Source organism: Aquirufa antheringensis (assembly GCF_004307425.1).
Taxonomy (GTDB): domain Bacteria; phylum Bacteroidota; class Bacteroidia; order Cytophagales; family Spirosomataceae; genus Aquirufa; species Aquirufa antheringensis.
The window spans coordinates 211,632-226,743 of sequence record NZ_SEWZ01000001.1 but is presented as its reverse complement, the minus strand read 5'-3'; the positions used below and the strand labels follow the sequence as shown (position 1 = coordinate 226,743).

Annotated in this window: 7 protein-coding genes; 3 read left to right on the top strand and 4 right to left on the bottom strand. The window is 42.0% G+C overall.

Annotated elements, in window-relative coordinates:
• Positions 1-38 precede the first annotated feature (38 nt).
• Positions 39-224: an AtpZ/AtpI family protein gene (locus tag EWU21_RS01065; RefSeq protein WP_130894941.1), complete on the bottom strand. Its 186-nt coding sequence runs from the start codon at positions 222-224 to the stop codon at positions 39-41.
• Positions 225-292: 68 nt separating this feature from the next.
• Here EWU21_RS01065 and porW point away from each other — a divergent pair, with 68 nt between their 5' ends.
• Genes porW through EWU21_RS01050 form a run of 3 tightly spaced genes read left to right on the top strand, consistent with a single transcriptional unit; the run spans position 293 to position 6,110 of the window.
• Positions 293-2,326: a type IX secretion system periplasmic lipoprotein PorW/SprE gene (gene porW, locus EWU21_RS01060; protein WP_130894940.1), complete on the top strand. Its 2,034-nt coding sequence runs from the start codon at positions 293-295 to the stop codon at positions 2,324-2,326.
• A complete protein-coding gene (locus EWU21_RS01055) occupies positions 2,323-4,644 on the top strand; it encodes a penicillin-binding protein 1A (RefSeq protein ID WP_130894939.1) in 2,322 nt (773 codons plus the stop codon). The genes porW and EWU21_RS01055 overlap by 4 nt, the downstream gene beginning before the upstream one ends.
• Positions 4,641-6,110 (top strand): FG-GAP repeat domain-containing protein, encoded by a 1,470-nt coding sequence (locus EWU21_RS01050; protein ID WP_130894938.1) that lies wholly within the window; start codon positions 4,641-4,643, stop codon positions 6,108-6,110. The genes EWU21_RS01055 and EWU21_RS01050 overlap by 4 nt, the downstream gene beginning before the upstream one ends.
• Here the strand turns inward: EWU21_RS01050 and EWU21_RS01045 are convergent.
• From EWU21_RS01045 to EWU21_RS01035, 3 genes are all read right to left on the bottom strand, one after another.
• Positions 6,107-9,592 carry a VCBS repeat-containing protein gene (locus EWU21_RS01045; protein ID WP_130894937.1) on the bottom strand — a complete coding sequence of 1,162 codons (3,486 nt, stop codon included), beginning with the start codon at positions 9,590-9,592 and terminating at the stop codon, positions 6,107-6,109. The two genes, EWU21_RS01050 and EWU21_RS01045, sit on opposite strands and share 4 nt — an antisense overlap.
• Positions 9,593-9,669: 77 nt before the next feature.
• Positions 9,670-11,418, bottom strand: coding sequence for a RagB/SusD family nutrient uptake outer membrane protein (locus tag EWU21_RS01040; protein WP_130894936.1), 1,749 nt, complete (start codon positions 11,416-11,418; stop codon positions 9,670-9,672).
• A 31-nt stretch (positions 11,419-11,449) separates the two neighbouring features.
• Positions 11,450-14,683, bottom strand: a complete 3,234-nt coding sequence (locus tag EWU21_RS01035) for a SusC/RagA family TonB-linked outer membrane protein (protein WP_130894935.1) — start codon at positions 14,681-14,683, stop codon at positions 11,450-11,452.
• Between the last annotated feature and the right edge of the window lie 429 nt (positions 14,684-15,112).

Here is a 15,112-nt window from a genome sequence, read left to right as displayed (position 1 = left end):
ATGACAAAAATAACGAATTATCTGCGCTTCTGCGAACGCTATTTGGGAAGACTTTTGATGAGTGCCAAAAGCGCAAAGGCAATCGATCCCAGCGAGAAAATGATCGTAAACCAAGGCTTGTCAGTGAAAAAATAGGCGTCTAAATAGCGGCCCGCAAAAACGCCCGCTACAATGGTGACGAGCATCTGAAATGCGGCGCCCAAGAATTTTTGGTAAGAATTCATATTCACCTAAATTTATCCAATTTTCGGGAAGATAAATCGTAAATTTGAAAATTGTTCTTTTGAACCTTATGCACCGGAGTCTCGTCATTCTTTTTCTAGCCCTCAGCACTTGGTCTTGTTCACAGTATAGCAACAAGCCCATGGCCGTTGCCTTTCACAATGTGAATGCGAAATACAATGCGATTTGGCAGGCTTCTAGATTAGATAAAGAACTTCAGAAAAAATACTTCTCGGAACGCAAAGAGAGCTACAACTCCATTTTGCCCATCATTATTCCACGCGATTCTAGTTTCAAACAAGGCAACGAAAAGGACATCAAAGAATTGATTCGCAAGGCCTCTTTAGTCATTGACCGGCACCAAAATTCTCATTTCATAATTGACGCCTACCTGTTAATTGCCCGTGGTCGTTTATACCAAAATGACCTAAAAAATGCCATCGAAACCTATAAATACGTTAATTCTCTTGATATCAGACCGGAGGCTTTACTCGCCTTGTACGAAATCTATTTGCAACAGCAGGAATTTAGTTCTGCTGAAAAAATAGAAGAATTCTTGAGCGAAAATCCCTTGAATACAAACGAGAAAAAACAATTTCTCCTCTTGAAAGCCTATTCCTTTCAGCTACTTAATGAACCCATCAAAGCCGTCGCGGTCTTACAAGAGGCTCAGCGCTACCTGAAAAAAGGCGAAGAGAAAGCCCGTATCTCGTTCATTATGGCGCAACTATTGAGCGACAATAATCAGCCTACTTTAGCTGTAGAAAACTACCGAAGTGTCCTAAACAATAAACCGAGTTACGATTTACAATTACAGGCAAACCTGGCTATCCACCAGCAAGAAGGCAATCTAGAGGCCTTGCTCAACATGCTGAAGGACCCTAAAAACGAGGAGAGTAAATCTTTTATTTACGTAAAAATCGGGCAATACTATTACGGGAAAAAAGACTTTAAAAAGGCCAAAGAAAATTGGGAAAAGGGCGGTGAAAATAATCCTAACAAGGGCGAATTATATTATCAATTGGGAGGCTTATTTGCCAAACAAATGAAGGATTACGACCTAGCTGCTCACTATTACGATAGTGCTGCGACCTACCTTGCTGCAAATCACCCGGATTATGCAAAGGCCCAAAAACTTAAAAAGTCCTGGGGAACCTACAGCGGCTTTGCGAAACAAATTAATCTGCAAGATTCCTTGCTCCGCTTAGCCAACCTAAGTCTGGCAGCCTTGCATGAGCTGTTCTTAAAACAGCAAAAGGACACCGTTAAAACCGTGGTGCAGAAAACAGTTGCACCCATTTTTACCCGACGTCCCTTTAACGCAGATCAACAAAACTTCTATTTCAATAATGAGCAAGCCCGCATTCAAGGAGCCATTGAATTTAGTAACCGTTGGGGGAATCGAACGTTGGAAGATTTTTGGAACCTGAAAAATAAAAACACGACACTGGCGCAGACTGTTTCGAGTACTAGTACAGCCGAAAAGACCGTCCGTAAAGAAAGCATTCTCGAAGAAAACTGGCTAAAAGCCATTCCATCGACTCCGGCAGCTCAATTGAAAGCTGGGAAGATAATCGAAGAATCGCTCTTCAAATTAGGCAAATTAGCTCGCTTAGAATTAGGTGAAAATGAATTAGCCCACGTGACGTTAAAACGCTTGCTAACGGAATATCCGAGCACGACCTACGAAGCAGAAGCTTTGTATGTACTCTATTTAAGCAACGAGGGTCCTACAAAAACCAGCTTCCGCTCCCACTTATTTGAACGCTATCCAAGTAGCTATTTTAAGACCATGATTCTCAAATTAGAGAACGGCACCTTAGCTGAAAACAAAGAAATACTGGCGCAAAAGAAATATGAAGGAGCATTTGAGCGTTTTGAAGCTGGCCAATTTGCAGCAAGTTACGAGGCTTGCCTTTTTGCCCAACAAAACTACCCGGGTAGCAAATTGGAAGATAAAATCGTATTTTTAATGGCGCTTTCAAAAGCGGGATTACACGAGACGGCGGAAGCGAAACGAATATTGGAAGAATTTGTCCAATTATTCTCTACTAGCCCTCTGGCGAAAGAAGCCTCTGAAATGCTAAAGCTGATGAACAAATGATAGAACCTAAAAAGGAATCTAAATTGAATAAAATTACCCTCGCCTACAAAATCTTTGGAGGCACTTTCTTATTTGCCATCCTATTTATTGCGGCGGTGAATTATAATTTTTTATGGCTTTTTGGGGGAATGCCCAGCCTTCAGGAATTAGAAAATCCGAAAAGCCAGGAAGCCTCACTCTTGATCTCTGAGGATGGAGAAGAGATAGGCAAATACTTTAGAGAAAACCGCAATCCGGTCGAATTCGAAGAACTTTCTCCTATTTTAATCAATACCTTGATGGCAACCGAGGATGCACGATTTATCAGCCACTCCGGTATCGATGTGCGCTCGATGGCGCGGGTTTTATTTTCCTTTGGGACATCCGGCGGAGGTAGTACCATTTCCCAGCAATTAGCAAAGAACCTATTCCATACTCGTTCGTTAGAATACGGGGAGGACGATCCTATTTATATGGGCTTGCTGATGAAGGTGGGAGGTTTGAAGACGGCGATTGCCAAAATCAAGGAATGGATTCTAGCCATCAAATTAGAGCGTCGCTACACGAAGCAAGAGATTTTGGCGATGTATTTGAATGAGGTCAGCTTTGGTAATAATGCCTATGGTATTCAAGTCGCCTGCAGAACCTATTTCCAAAAAAATGTGCAGACAGTCACCTATCCGGAAGCCGCCACCTTAATCGGACTACTACAAAATCCATCTTTATACGATCCCCGTATTCGCCCAGAACGCACTTTGGCACGTCGCAATACCGTTCTAGGTCAATTAGCCAAATACGAATACCTAACAGAGGAGGATGCCGAAAAGATGAAGGCTGATCCTTTGAATTTGAAATACAAAGTAGAGAATCAAAATACAGGGGCAGCGCCTTATTTGCGCGAGTCGATTCGAAAAGAAATTTTGGGAATCATCCAAGAAATCAACAAAGACCGCCCTGAAGACCAGCAATTAAATCTGTACACCAGCGGATTGCGCATTCATACGACCATCGATTCGCGGATGCAGAAATATGCGCAAGATGCCGTGCAAGAGCACATGAAGACCCAGCAAATTACGTTCAACCAGCATTGGGCTGGCAGAAATCCGTGGGTGAACGAAAAGATGCAAGAAATCAAGGGCTTCATTTCTTCTGCTATGAAGCGGACGCAACGGTACCGCGACTTGATGGAGGCCTATAATAATGATGAGATGCGGGTTTGGGAAGAACTAAATCGCCCTATCAAAATGACCGTTTTCTCTTACCACGGGGATATTGACACGACCTTGAGTCCTTTGGACTCGATGCGCTACTACAAACGTATTCTAAACGTGGGAATGATGTCCATGGATCCAACGAATGGCCACGTGAAGGCCTGGATAGGCGGCATTAATTACAAGTATTTTAAGTATGATCATATCGCCCAAAGTAAGCGCCAGCCAGGCTCTACCTTCAAACCATTCGTTTATGGGGCAGCGATCGAAAACGAAATTGCCACTCCGTGTGATAAATACGTGGATGAACCGGTGACTTTTGGGACTGAGGATGGATTAACAAACGACACCTGGACTCCCCAAAACTCCGACGGCAAATACAGCTACGAAAGTTTAACCCTTCGCCGGGCGATGGGTCGCTCCATCAACACGATATCAGCTAAACTGATGAAATCCTTAGGCGCCAGTAAAATTGCGGACTTTGCCCACAAAGCAGGGATTAACAGCTCACTTTACGAAGGCCCATCCTTATGTTTAGGCACATCCGAAGTTTCCGTTTTCGAACAAGTATCTGCCTACAGTACCTTCGCTAATGGAGGTGAAAAAATTGACCCAATCATCATCCTAAAAATTACGGATAAAAACGGAGTCGTGCTACGCGAGTTTTCTCCTACCGCAAAAGCCGTCATGAAACCTGAAACGGCTTACCTGATGACCTTTATGTTGCAAGGCGCGGTACGCGAACCAGGCGGAACGGCGGAAGGTCTAAACCGCAGTTTTATCGCAGCAGGAAATGAAATTGGTGCTAAAACGGGTACCACTTCGAACTTCTCTGATGGTTGGTTTATGGGAGTTACCCAAAAATTAGTCACCGGCGTTTGGGTAGGCGGAGATGACCGAAGCATTCACTTCAGAAACATTCAACTAGGGCAGGGCGCTAAAATGGCGATGCCAGCCTTCACGAAATTCATGGAAAAAGTCTACAGCGACCGATCGCTCGCTTTAGATGGCTACCAAAAAATGCCTTTTATCAAACCGGAGAACTTAGCCTTTGACTTTAGCTGTGTAGGAGGAATCGGAGGTGATTCCACACTAAACAGCTCAACCGCAACCGCCTTACCTGAATGAGAATTGTAGCCATTATTTTTATTGCCTTATTGACTTTTGCTTGTAGTTCTAAAAAAACAGGAGAAGAGTTAGCCAAAGAAAACTGTAGTTCTTGCCACAAGTTCCCCGATCCGAGTCTTTTGGACAAAAAAACTTGGAACGATAAAGTGCTCGTGGATATGTCCTATCGGCTAGGAATGCGTAATAAATTTGAACTAGCTGCTCAAATTCCAGAGGAGCAATTTCAAACCGCTGTGGCAATGAAAATCTATCCCGACACGCCGGCGATGAGCGTGGAAGATTGGCAGGCAATCGTCGATTATTATGTGACGAACGCCCCAGAAAATCCACTTCCTCAAAAAACCAAAAGTCCTATTTTAACGGCTCCGCTATATTTTAAACAAGAAGACTTCCTTTCCTCAACCCTGCAGGCAGGACACGTTACTTCCGTTAAAATACACCCCACTAAAGCGGAAGCTTGGTTAGGGCTGAACACCAATGAGACGCTTATTCTAGACAGTAAACTTCAGGTCAATTCGACGCTTCGCACGCCTAGTCCTAACGTCCATACGGCCTTTCTACAAAATAGCCATTACTTGTTAAGCGTAGGAAAAATACTACCGAACGATGAAAAATTAGGGGCCTTGTACGAAGTGCAGCACAAAAATAAACTAGTCCCATTAGTCGATGGTTTGAAGCGTCCCGTTGATATGCAAGTAGCTGACTTTAATGGCGATGGAACGATGGATTATTTGATCTGCGAATATGGATTCCAAGCAGGTCAATTAGTTTGGGTTGATGGCAAAACGAAAGAGAGGCATATCTTGAAGTCTCAACCTGGGGCTAGAAATATCCACATTACTGATTATACGAAAGATGGGAAACCTGATATTTTAGTCCTCATGGCAGAGGCGAATGAAGGTGTTTCCTTATTCATTAACAAAGGAAATGGGATGTTTGTGGAGAAACCACTGCTACAATTTGATGTTGTTTGGGGTAGTAGCTACATGGATGTAGTAGACGTAAATAAAGATGGATTCGATGATCTTATCATTTCCAATGGAGACAATGCGGACAATTCTATTGTGAAAAAGGCCTACCATGGTGTCCATCTGTTTTTAAACGATGGTAAGAATAACTTCAAAGAGACTTATTTTTATCCTGCCTATGGTGCCACTAAAACACTAGCACGTGATTTTGATGGAGACGGGGATGTCGATTTAGCGATGATCGCCTTTTTTCCAGAAAATGACCACGGGAAAAACGAATCCTTTTTATATTTCCAAAACCAAGGAAAGCTACAATTCAAAGTCAGTAACTTAAACCTCCCGGATGATGCCCGCTATATGTCAATGGATGCGGGGGATTTCGATAAAGATGGAGATATCGACCTGTTATTAGGAAATTTTCAATTTGGAAAACCAAAGCCAGGCGTTAAATTAACACCTGGCCTTCAGATTAGACTCTTACGAAATACGATTCGTTAATTCAGTTTTGCTCCCTTAGGAAGGAATGCTTGTGCGCTGGCACTTTGGCTTAAATAAGAGGAGCCATAATTCCAATCCATCTTTTGCTTACGACCTTTGAAAGTATAGCTAAATGATTGCCCTGGTTTCACCGCTGCTTTTACGAAGGAACCTAACGGCTTAAATACTTTCAACGGCCCTCTATTCTGCATAGCGATAAACGCCAGTTCTGAACCTACTTGAATACCCACTAGGGATTTTGCATCTGCAGGCACCATCATCCCCGAATTCTGCGCATAAGTAAAGCCTTTGCCATTGCCTAAAAGAACCCCACCATTCGACGCATCATAACGACCCATCGCCACTTCATTGGCAAAGTTATTACCCACAAATAGGATATCTAGATAACCATCCGCATTCACGTCTAAGATTTGCATTCCGTTTAAGGACGACAGCTGCGCCATATCTGGCAAAGCCTGCGCTTTAAAATGCCCCCCCCCTAGATTTTCGATATACATCGAGGCATTTTCAGTGAAAGATAACTTAGTCGCCTTAGCCTTCTCCTTCTCTGTTAAAAAATCATCTTGTGTAATCTTACCATACTCTTTGTAATATACCCAGCGTTGACGCGTCGAATTCAGTTGTTTGTGGACGTCATCTTTGCCAAACAAAGGCGCAGAAACCGGCACTCCAGCCGCACTTTGGAAATAAACGAATGGAAATACATCATATACACCATTTCCATCCACGTCCCCATGCAAAACATCCACAGGCTGCTTCGCATTCGCACGCAACAGCGTATTCTTACCCATATTTCCCGCCACTAAATCCATGTCTCCATCTTGGTCAAAATCCGCAGCCGCCACAGAACCCCAAAGTCCCGTCATCTCCTCTAATCCTGTCTTATCTAATTTCACTAAATGCCCTTTAGCATTTTGATAGATCTGAATAGGCATAAACTCCCCCGCTACTACTAAATCAGACCAGCCATCATTATTTATATCGGTCCAAACCGCATCACAAGCAAGCGCCGGCTTCAACAAATCTGGCGCCCATTGAGCTGTCACATCGGTATATTTAATCAATCCTACTTTCGAATCATTGCGTAATAAACGCGATGGTGTTCCTTGTGGATAAGAGAATGGCACATTACGACCACTTACAAAAAGATCCAAATCCCCATCCTTATCAAAGTCCACCGCTCTCACCGCCGCATTACTTTCTGTGAAATTAGGCAAGGCTGAAACGACTAAAGTGAAGTTTCCTTTCCCATCATTGGCATACACCACATCTTGGAAGCTAGAAGCCCCTATTTGGCCCTCCGTTCCTCCTCTAGCGATGTATAAATCCAAATCCCCATCCTTATCCATATCAATCAAGAGCGAACCTAAATCTTCCCCTAGTTTCTCTTTTTTCTCTGCCAGTCCCTCTAAGAATTTGGCTATAAACTTCCCAGACGGTTGTTGTAAATAGAAAATACCTGAATAAAACTTCGCTCCTCCTACAAAGAAATCCTCTAATTCATCTCCATTCACATCCCCCACTGAAGCCCCTGGACCCAATTGAGACATTTTGAATGGCGTTAAACTTTGGAAATTAAAGTCAATGAAATCATACTCCTTATGCACAACAGTCAATTGCATTTGATCCGTCACATCTTGCATCAAAGGCTCCTGCTGCTGGTACAGTGAAACATAAGGCTGCTTTGCATTGGCCATTTTCACCTGCAAGACTTGATCCACCCCCGGCTTTGTAATCACCTGCATGGAATCATTTGGCCAAATAACCCGCAATTCTTTAATCTTCTGCTTCGTCCCTAAACCGATATGCGCCACCGCTTCTACACTCGATAAATAACCTCTATAAGGCGAATTCTCGTAGTAGAAATACGTTCCATCTGCATAAACACCCTCGATGCGCGTTCCAATTCCTTGGGTATTTTGACCTTTCCCTTCGAACTTAACCCGAAGGAAATGCCCCTTGTCCGCATTTGTTTCTACTGTATTGTTCTTATACACAAATGCCTCGTCATTGATATTATTGACCACATAATCGAGGTCACCATCATTATCTAAATCGCCATAAGATGCTCCATTAGAGAAGGAAGGACGCTGGATTCCCCACGCCGCACTCACATCGTCAAAATGCATTCCTCCCTTGTTTTTAAAGGCATAGTTATTCACCTTAATCACCGGCATTTGTTCTAAAAGAATCGCATCAGAAGCTAATCGTGCAGAGTTCGCCCGGTATAACATAAAATCCCGATCCGTCACGTCACGGGGGAAACCATTCGTGATCATCAAGTCTCGGAATCCATCGTTATCAAAATCCGCTAAAGATGGACACCAACTCCACTCTGTCTCCGCCACTCCTGCCATCAAACTCATTTCTTGGAAGGGGGCAGGCGACCCATCTGCCTTTTTCCCCGCATTTAATTGCAAGGAATTGCGCATATACTGGTAGGTATAGCCGTGTAAATCACTGTTTTGATAAGACTGATAGCTATTAGGCGGAGCTAATTGCTTCTTACGCTCATTATCCTTTGGCAACATATCCAAGGCTACGATATCCGGACGCCCGTCATTATTGATATCCGCCACGTCATTCCCCATCGCAGATAAACTCGTATGTTTGAAATACGCTTTGGCCTGATCCGTAAATGTCCCATCGTGGTTATTGATGTATAAGATATCATCCGACACATAATCGTTTGTCACATAAATATCTGGCCAATTGTCTTGGTTGATATCACAGATATTTATTCCTAAACCATATCCCTCAATGGTAATTCCAGCCTCTTTCGACACATTGGTAAACACCGGATGATTTTTCTCTTTCGACCAATCATTGCGGTACATTCTATCCGTATTTGGATACGATCCATCCGTCACTTTAGGACGATATAAAGAAGGAACCTGATCAATTACATCCGTCAAAACATATAAATCCAAATCCCCATCCCGATCATAATCAAAGAAAGCCGCGTGCTCGCTATGGCCATTGTCATTAATGCCATACTCAGCAGCCATTTCTTTAAAACTTGGTTTGCCATCTTTAATTCCTTGGTTAACAAAAAGCATATTCTGACGATCCCGTTCTGCATTCTTCATCGTGGCAGAAACATAGACATCTAAAAGTCCATCACCATTAATATCCACTAAACTAACACCCGAACACCAACGGTCTTTCGTATCTAAACCAGCGGTTTTACTTAGCTCCTCGAACTTCATTTCTCCCTTGTTTATATACAAGGATGCGTTCGCTTGCGAACCGGAGAAAATGATATCTACAAGTCCATCATTATTAAAATCTCCCATACCCACACCGCTTCCGTTGTAGAGGTATTCATACTTCAAAATAGATAAAGAATCGTTCTCTACGATCTTATTTGAAAAATGAATACCGGTATCATCACCGGATAAAAGCTCGAAAGTAGTGGCGTTTTTACAAGAGTAAACTAGCAAGGTACTAGCCAATAATAAATAGACGTAAATAGGCTTCATAGGGCATTTTTAAACTTAAGCGAAAATAAAAAAGGTGGAATTAATATCCCACCTTTTTTAAGAAAAATTAGAACAAATTAATATCCTGCGTTTTGCTTCAAGATAGAAGTACCTTGGATATCGATTTGAGCTTGTGGGATAGGTAAATACTTATCCGTCGCTTGGTAAGATGCACCACCAAACTTAGTAACTAAGTATTTAGACTCATACGCTAAATAAGCATTTAACGTAGTAACGTCTGTACCCCAACGAACTAAGTCGAAGAAACGGTGACCTTCTGTTGCTAATTCTAATAAACGCTCCATACGAACCGCTTTAGTAGCAGCAGCCTTATCAGCAAAAGCTGTGTAAGGTGCAATCACGTAGTTTGCCTCAGCAACACCACCTTTCATTACGAAACCAGCAGGATTAGCCGCACGGTTACGAACTTGGTTGATGTAACCTAAAGCAGTTGTTAATGAACCAGCTTCGATTTCAGCCTCAGCAGCCATTAATAATACATCTGCAAAACGAATGATGTTGAAGTTCATCGTTGCATAACCACGTGTCCAAGAAGAACCATCAGTTAATGTATTCTCTTGACGCTTGTAGTAGATGTATTTCTTAGGTGAATAAGGACCAGCGTAATCTTGCTTACGAATCCAGTTAGCACCAGGGTGCTCGATCCAGTCTAAGTATTGGATACCACGACGACCAATAGTGTGGTCAATACGAGGATCTAATGGGTTTGTATCTTCTGTGAAAGCAGCAGATGAGTTAACACCAAAGTCATTCTTCACTGCGTTAGCAGCTAAGTTATAATCTGGTGCTCCAGCTGTTTCAGTCAAGATAGGTAAACCATTCACTGTACGATATGCATTCGCCATCGAGAAAGATGGTTGGAAGAACCCGCAGCAGTTACCTGGACCATCAGAACCTGTGTTGTATGGGTAGTTCAAATCATCGAAACCGTTTGCGTTGTTCACGCTACCCGTGTTCATAGATGACTGAATTGCAAATACAGCTTCCTCGTTGTTGTCATTCTCCGCGTTGAAGATTTCAGCAAACTTTGGAACTAAACCGTATTTCTTACCATTGGTAGTTACACCGTTCGCAATTACATCCGTAAACTTAGCTTTCGCATCAGCAAACTTTCCTTGGAACAATAACACTTTTCCTAAATAAGCTTCAGCAGCCCATTTGTTCGCACGACCTGCAGAGGAAGAAGTTGCTGGCAAGTTTGCAAATGCAAACGCAAAGTCAGCCTCAATCTTATCCCAGAATGCTTCTGTGTTAGCTACTTTTTCGATTCCTTTTCCGTAATCTAACGTCTCATCCACATAAGGAACAGAGTTAAATAACTTCTTTAATTCGAAGTAGTAGTGACCACGTAAGAAACGTGCCTCAGCAATAATACGTGTTTTATCCGCAGCAGATAATTCTTTCGAACCATTTGCTAAGTTAATCGTCGCATTACAACGAGCAATACCCTCGTATTTTGCCTGCCATGTAGAGTTCAAGTCACCGTCAGTAGTTTGAACCTCATAACGTTGCATGGTGTTGATATTTGAGTAGTCACCCGGGTCAGTACCCTTGTTACTTTCTCCTCCACGGATAGAACCCCATACCCAGTTAGTACCTGCAGCAAGACGAGAATATCCTTTTGCAGCTAACTGAGCGTAAGCACCAATTAAGGTACCTTCTACACCAGCCTTAGAAGATAATTGCGCTTGTGCTAATGATGCGGTAGGCGGAACTTCTAAAAACTGATCCTTACAAGCGAAGGTCAACGTAAGAGCTGACACACTCACTAAAGCGATTCGCTTAAAAATCTGATTATTTTTCATTTTCTTATTCATTAATTATGGCTATTGCTAATTAAAAAGTCAAGTTGATTGATGCGTTGAATGAACGAGTCACTGGGTAGTTACCCACATCAATACCGAATCCTGTATCTGCTGCACCACCTACACCTGGATCTAAACCTTTGTATTTAGTTATAGTGAAAATGTTGTTAGCTGACAAAGTAAACTTTGCACGCTTGATACCTAACTTAGATGTATAGTTCTTAGGAATATTGTATCCTAACGAAATATTTTGAACACGAATATAATCACCATCTTCTACATACCAAGAGTTAGCTGCGGCTGAAGTAGATAAGTTCGAAGCTGATTCCCAAATAGGAGCAGCAGCGCTATTTCCTAATGCTGGAGTCCATGATTGCTTCGCACGCTCACCTTTACCTGATCCTTCAAACGTTCCGAAGAAGTCTGTAAACCACTTAGATTGGTTCCAGATTTTGTTACCTGCAGATGCATATAAATACGTTGCAAATTCAAAATCTTTGTAAGTCAAACCTACGTTGATACCACCTGTGTAAGTTGGTACTGGAGAACCTAGGAAGGTACGGTCATCAGTCGTGATTTTACCATCACCATTGATATCCGCATAACGGAAACGACCTAAGCCTTTTCCATCTTGTGCTGGAGCAGCAGCTACTTCAGCAGCTGAGTTGAAGTATCCAATTACTTGGTATCCGTAGAATGAAGATAGAGAACGACCTACTTCCATACGTACTGGAGTGATTCCACGGAATGCACCACCTGTTAAGTTCGTGATACCAGGAGCAAATGCAACGATTTCGTTCTTTAAGAATGAATTGTTCAATGTTAATTCATACTTCAAATCTGAAGTGATGTTTCCACGGTTAATGATTTGGAAATCAATACCTTGGTTACGCATCTTAGCAACGTTTACTGAAGGTGCAGAAGCAGATGGTCCTACTACCGCTGGAAGAGGCACGTTGAATAATAAATCACGTGTATCTTTTCTCCAAACGTCTAATACGATTTCCCACTTACCATTGTAAAGAGTTGCATCAAAACCAATGTTCATTGTTTCTGAAGTCTCCCACTTCGCAGCTGGGTTACCGATACGAGAACGGTAGTATCCTTCGTTCGCTCCTGATGATTGACCATCGATTGGATAGAATGAGTTACCACGGTTAGCAGCATATAAAGAGAACTGGTTAGCAGGGTCTACGTTATTCGAGTTACCCATTAAACCCCAACCACCACGGATTTTTAAATCAGAGATAGCAGGAAGATCCTTCATAAATTCTTCAGATGTTACTCTCCAAGCAGCAGATACTGCAGGGAAGATACCATAACGATTCTCCGAACCGAAACGAGATGATCCGTCACGACGAACAACTCCAGTTACATAGTACTTCTCATTGAAGTTATAATCTAACTTAGAGAATAAAGAGTAGAAATTAACACCAGAATACAAACCTGAGTTAACTACAGGTGACTGTACAGATGATAAAGTTACGAAATCCGTATCCATTGAGAATGGATTGATACCTGAACCTGAGATCTGACGACCCGCTCCTGTATTCAATGCTTCCATACCAATTAACGCATTTAAACCATGCTTTCTCCACTTCGTTTTGTAAGCAGCTGTATTTGTGAAAGTATAAGCGAAGTTATAACCTGAACCTTCACCGAATGAGTTAGAAGCCTCTGGCTCTGAATCACCTAAGTATTTGTAGTTATAATCTTTGTATGCATAACCTGCATATTGACCACCGATTGAAGATTTGATAATTAAATCTTTGATTGGCTCATACTCAACGTATACGTTACCAAATGCAGAAGCATTGTAATTATTATCGTTTGAGTTGTTACGTAAGATTTGACGAACTGGGTTACGTGGGTTGTTAAAACCTGCAGCCTTAGTAGACGCGAAGCTTCCGAACTCATCATAAACTGGAATAGCTGTAGGCATACGGTAAGCAGATAAGATTACTGATTCATCACCAGCTACACCTAAACCGTTATTACCACCTGCTTGACCAATTACTGAACGATACGTCATTTGGATATTTTCACCAATACGTACTTTTTTACCTAAATCAAACTCTGAGTTGAAACGCGCAGAATAACGCTTGAAATTATTACGAATCAAAATACCTTCTTGCTCTTGGCCAGATAAACCTAAATAGAAACGACCTGTCGCTGTTCCACCTTGGATACCTAATGAGTGACGCATAGTAGAACCGAAACGAGTAATTTCATCATACCAGTTAGTACCAGCCTTATTTGTTTTGATTACGAAAGTAGTCAAAGGATTAGCTGCATAAGCTGCTTGAGCTGCAGCCATATCACCAGAGTTCACACCATTTGCGCCATTGAAGTGCAAATAAGTAGGTAATGTAGCTTGCGCTGAAGTACCATACTGAGGGTGAGTATAAGCTACTGACGTTCCGTTAGCCGCCGCATTGTTACGGTAACCTACGTGAGTCCAGTCTGCTTGCTCTTGAGGAGTTAACATTTTAGCTACACCACCTACGTTAGGATCAGTACCACCGTACAATCCATCGTAAGTAACAGTGATACCTTTGTTACGCGCACCACGCTTAGTTGTGTAAACGATTACACCGTTCGCTGCACGAGCACCATAGATAGAAGCCGCTGCTGCATCTTTCAAGACAGTAGTAGACTCGATATCATCTGGAGAAAGGAAATCAGTTGTTCCTACAGGAACTCCATCAACAACATACAATGGCTCGTTACCACCAAATGCGCCGAAACCACGTACACGGATGATACTGTTCGTACCTGGTTGTCCGTTAGTGATCAAAGTAACACCGGCTACACGACCTTGTAATTGTTGCTCTACGTTACCTGTAGGTGCGATTTGCAAATCCTTCGCTTTAACGATAGAAGCAGCAGCTGTAGATTCCTTCTTGTTCGTTACTGAGTAACCTGTTACGATTACCTCATCTAACTGAGAATTGTCTTCTGCTAATGTTACATTAATAGAAGATTGAGAACCTACTGTAATGGATTGAGACTTGTAACCTACAGCTGTAATGTTTAAAACAGCTGTTGCAGATTTAACAGTTACAGAGAATGCACCGTTAACATCTGTAGTAGCTCCTGTGTTTGTTCCTTTTACTAAGATACTTACACCCGGAATTCCCTGAGAATCTGTCCCAGAGACTTTACCTGTAACCTTACGGTCTTGGGCAAATGACGAAAAGCTTCCTAGCATCACTATCGCTAGCAAAAGAAAGCTTCGTAGACTTTGGTAAAAATTGTTTTTCATAATAAAGATTAAGTTAGTTTTTAAATTAAATTTTGGGTTTCATGTGTTAAAGTTCGATATGCCTCCTTTCTGATAATGGTTGATAATTCATTTTAAGCTTTTAAACAGGTTTATTCGTCAAACAAATTCTTCAAATAATACAACACAGAGCAGGAAACGATTCGGAAATAGAATACCTTTCTTAACTATGCTACACTATTACATACAGCCAAATATGTCCAATTCTAACAACCTGCACAAGTTTTCACTCGATATTTTTTCATTTTTTTTATTTTAAATAGAAGTATTCTCTTAATAGGCCCTCAGGAGGCCTATTTCATCATTTGAATACAATAAAGAACAAGGCATTGGTCGGCAGAAAAGCTGTTTTTGTCGTGATTTTGATGTTCCTTAACCCACGCATAATAACGTATTAATCTGGGCTTAATC

Bases quoted from the DNA above. Each gene is read 5' to 3' on its own strand.
- EWU21_RS01065 (WP_130894941.1), bottom strand. From the start codon at position 224: ATGAATTCTTACCAAAAATTCTTGGGCGCCGCATTTCAGATGCTCGTC.
- porW (WP_130894940.1), top strand. From the start codon at position 293: ATGCACCGGAGTCTCGTCATTCTTTTTCTAGCCCTCAGCACTTGGTCT.
- EWU21_RS01055 (WP_130894939.1), top strand. From the start codon at position 2,323: ATGATAGAACCTAAAAAGGAATCTAAATTGAATAAAATTACCCTCGCC.
- EWU21_RS01050 (WP_130894938.1), top strand. From the start codon at position 4,641: ATGAGAATTGTAGCCATTATTTTTATTGCCTTATTGACTTTTGCTTGT.
- EWU21_RS01045 (WP_130894937.1), bottom strand. From the start codon at position 9,592: ATGAAGCCTATTTACGTCTATTTATTATTGGCTAGTACCTTGCTAGTT.
- EWU21_RS01040 (WP_130894936.1), bottom strand. From the start codon at position 11,418: ATGAAAAATAATCAGATTTTTAAGCGAATCGCTTTAGTGAGTGTGTCA.
- EWU21_RS01035 (WP_130894935.1), bottom strand. From the start codon at position 14,683: ATGAAAAACAATTTTTACCAAAGTCTACGAAGCTTTCTTTTGCTAGCG.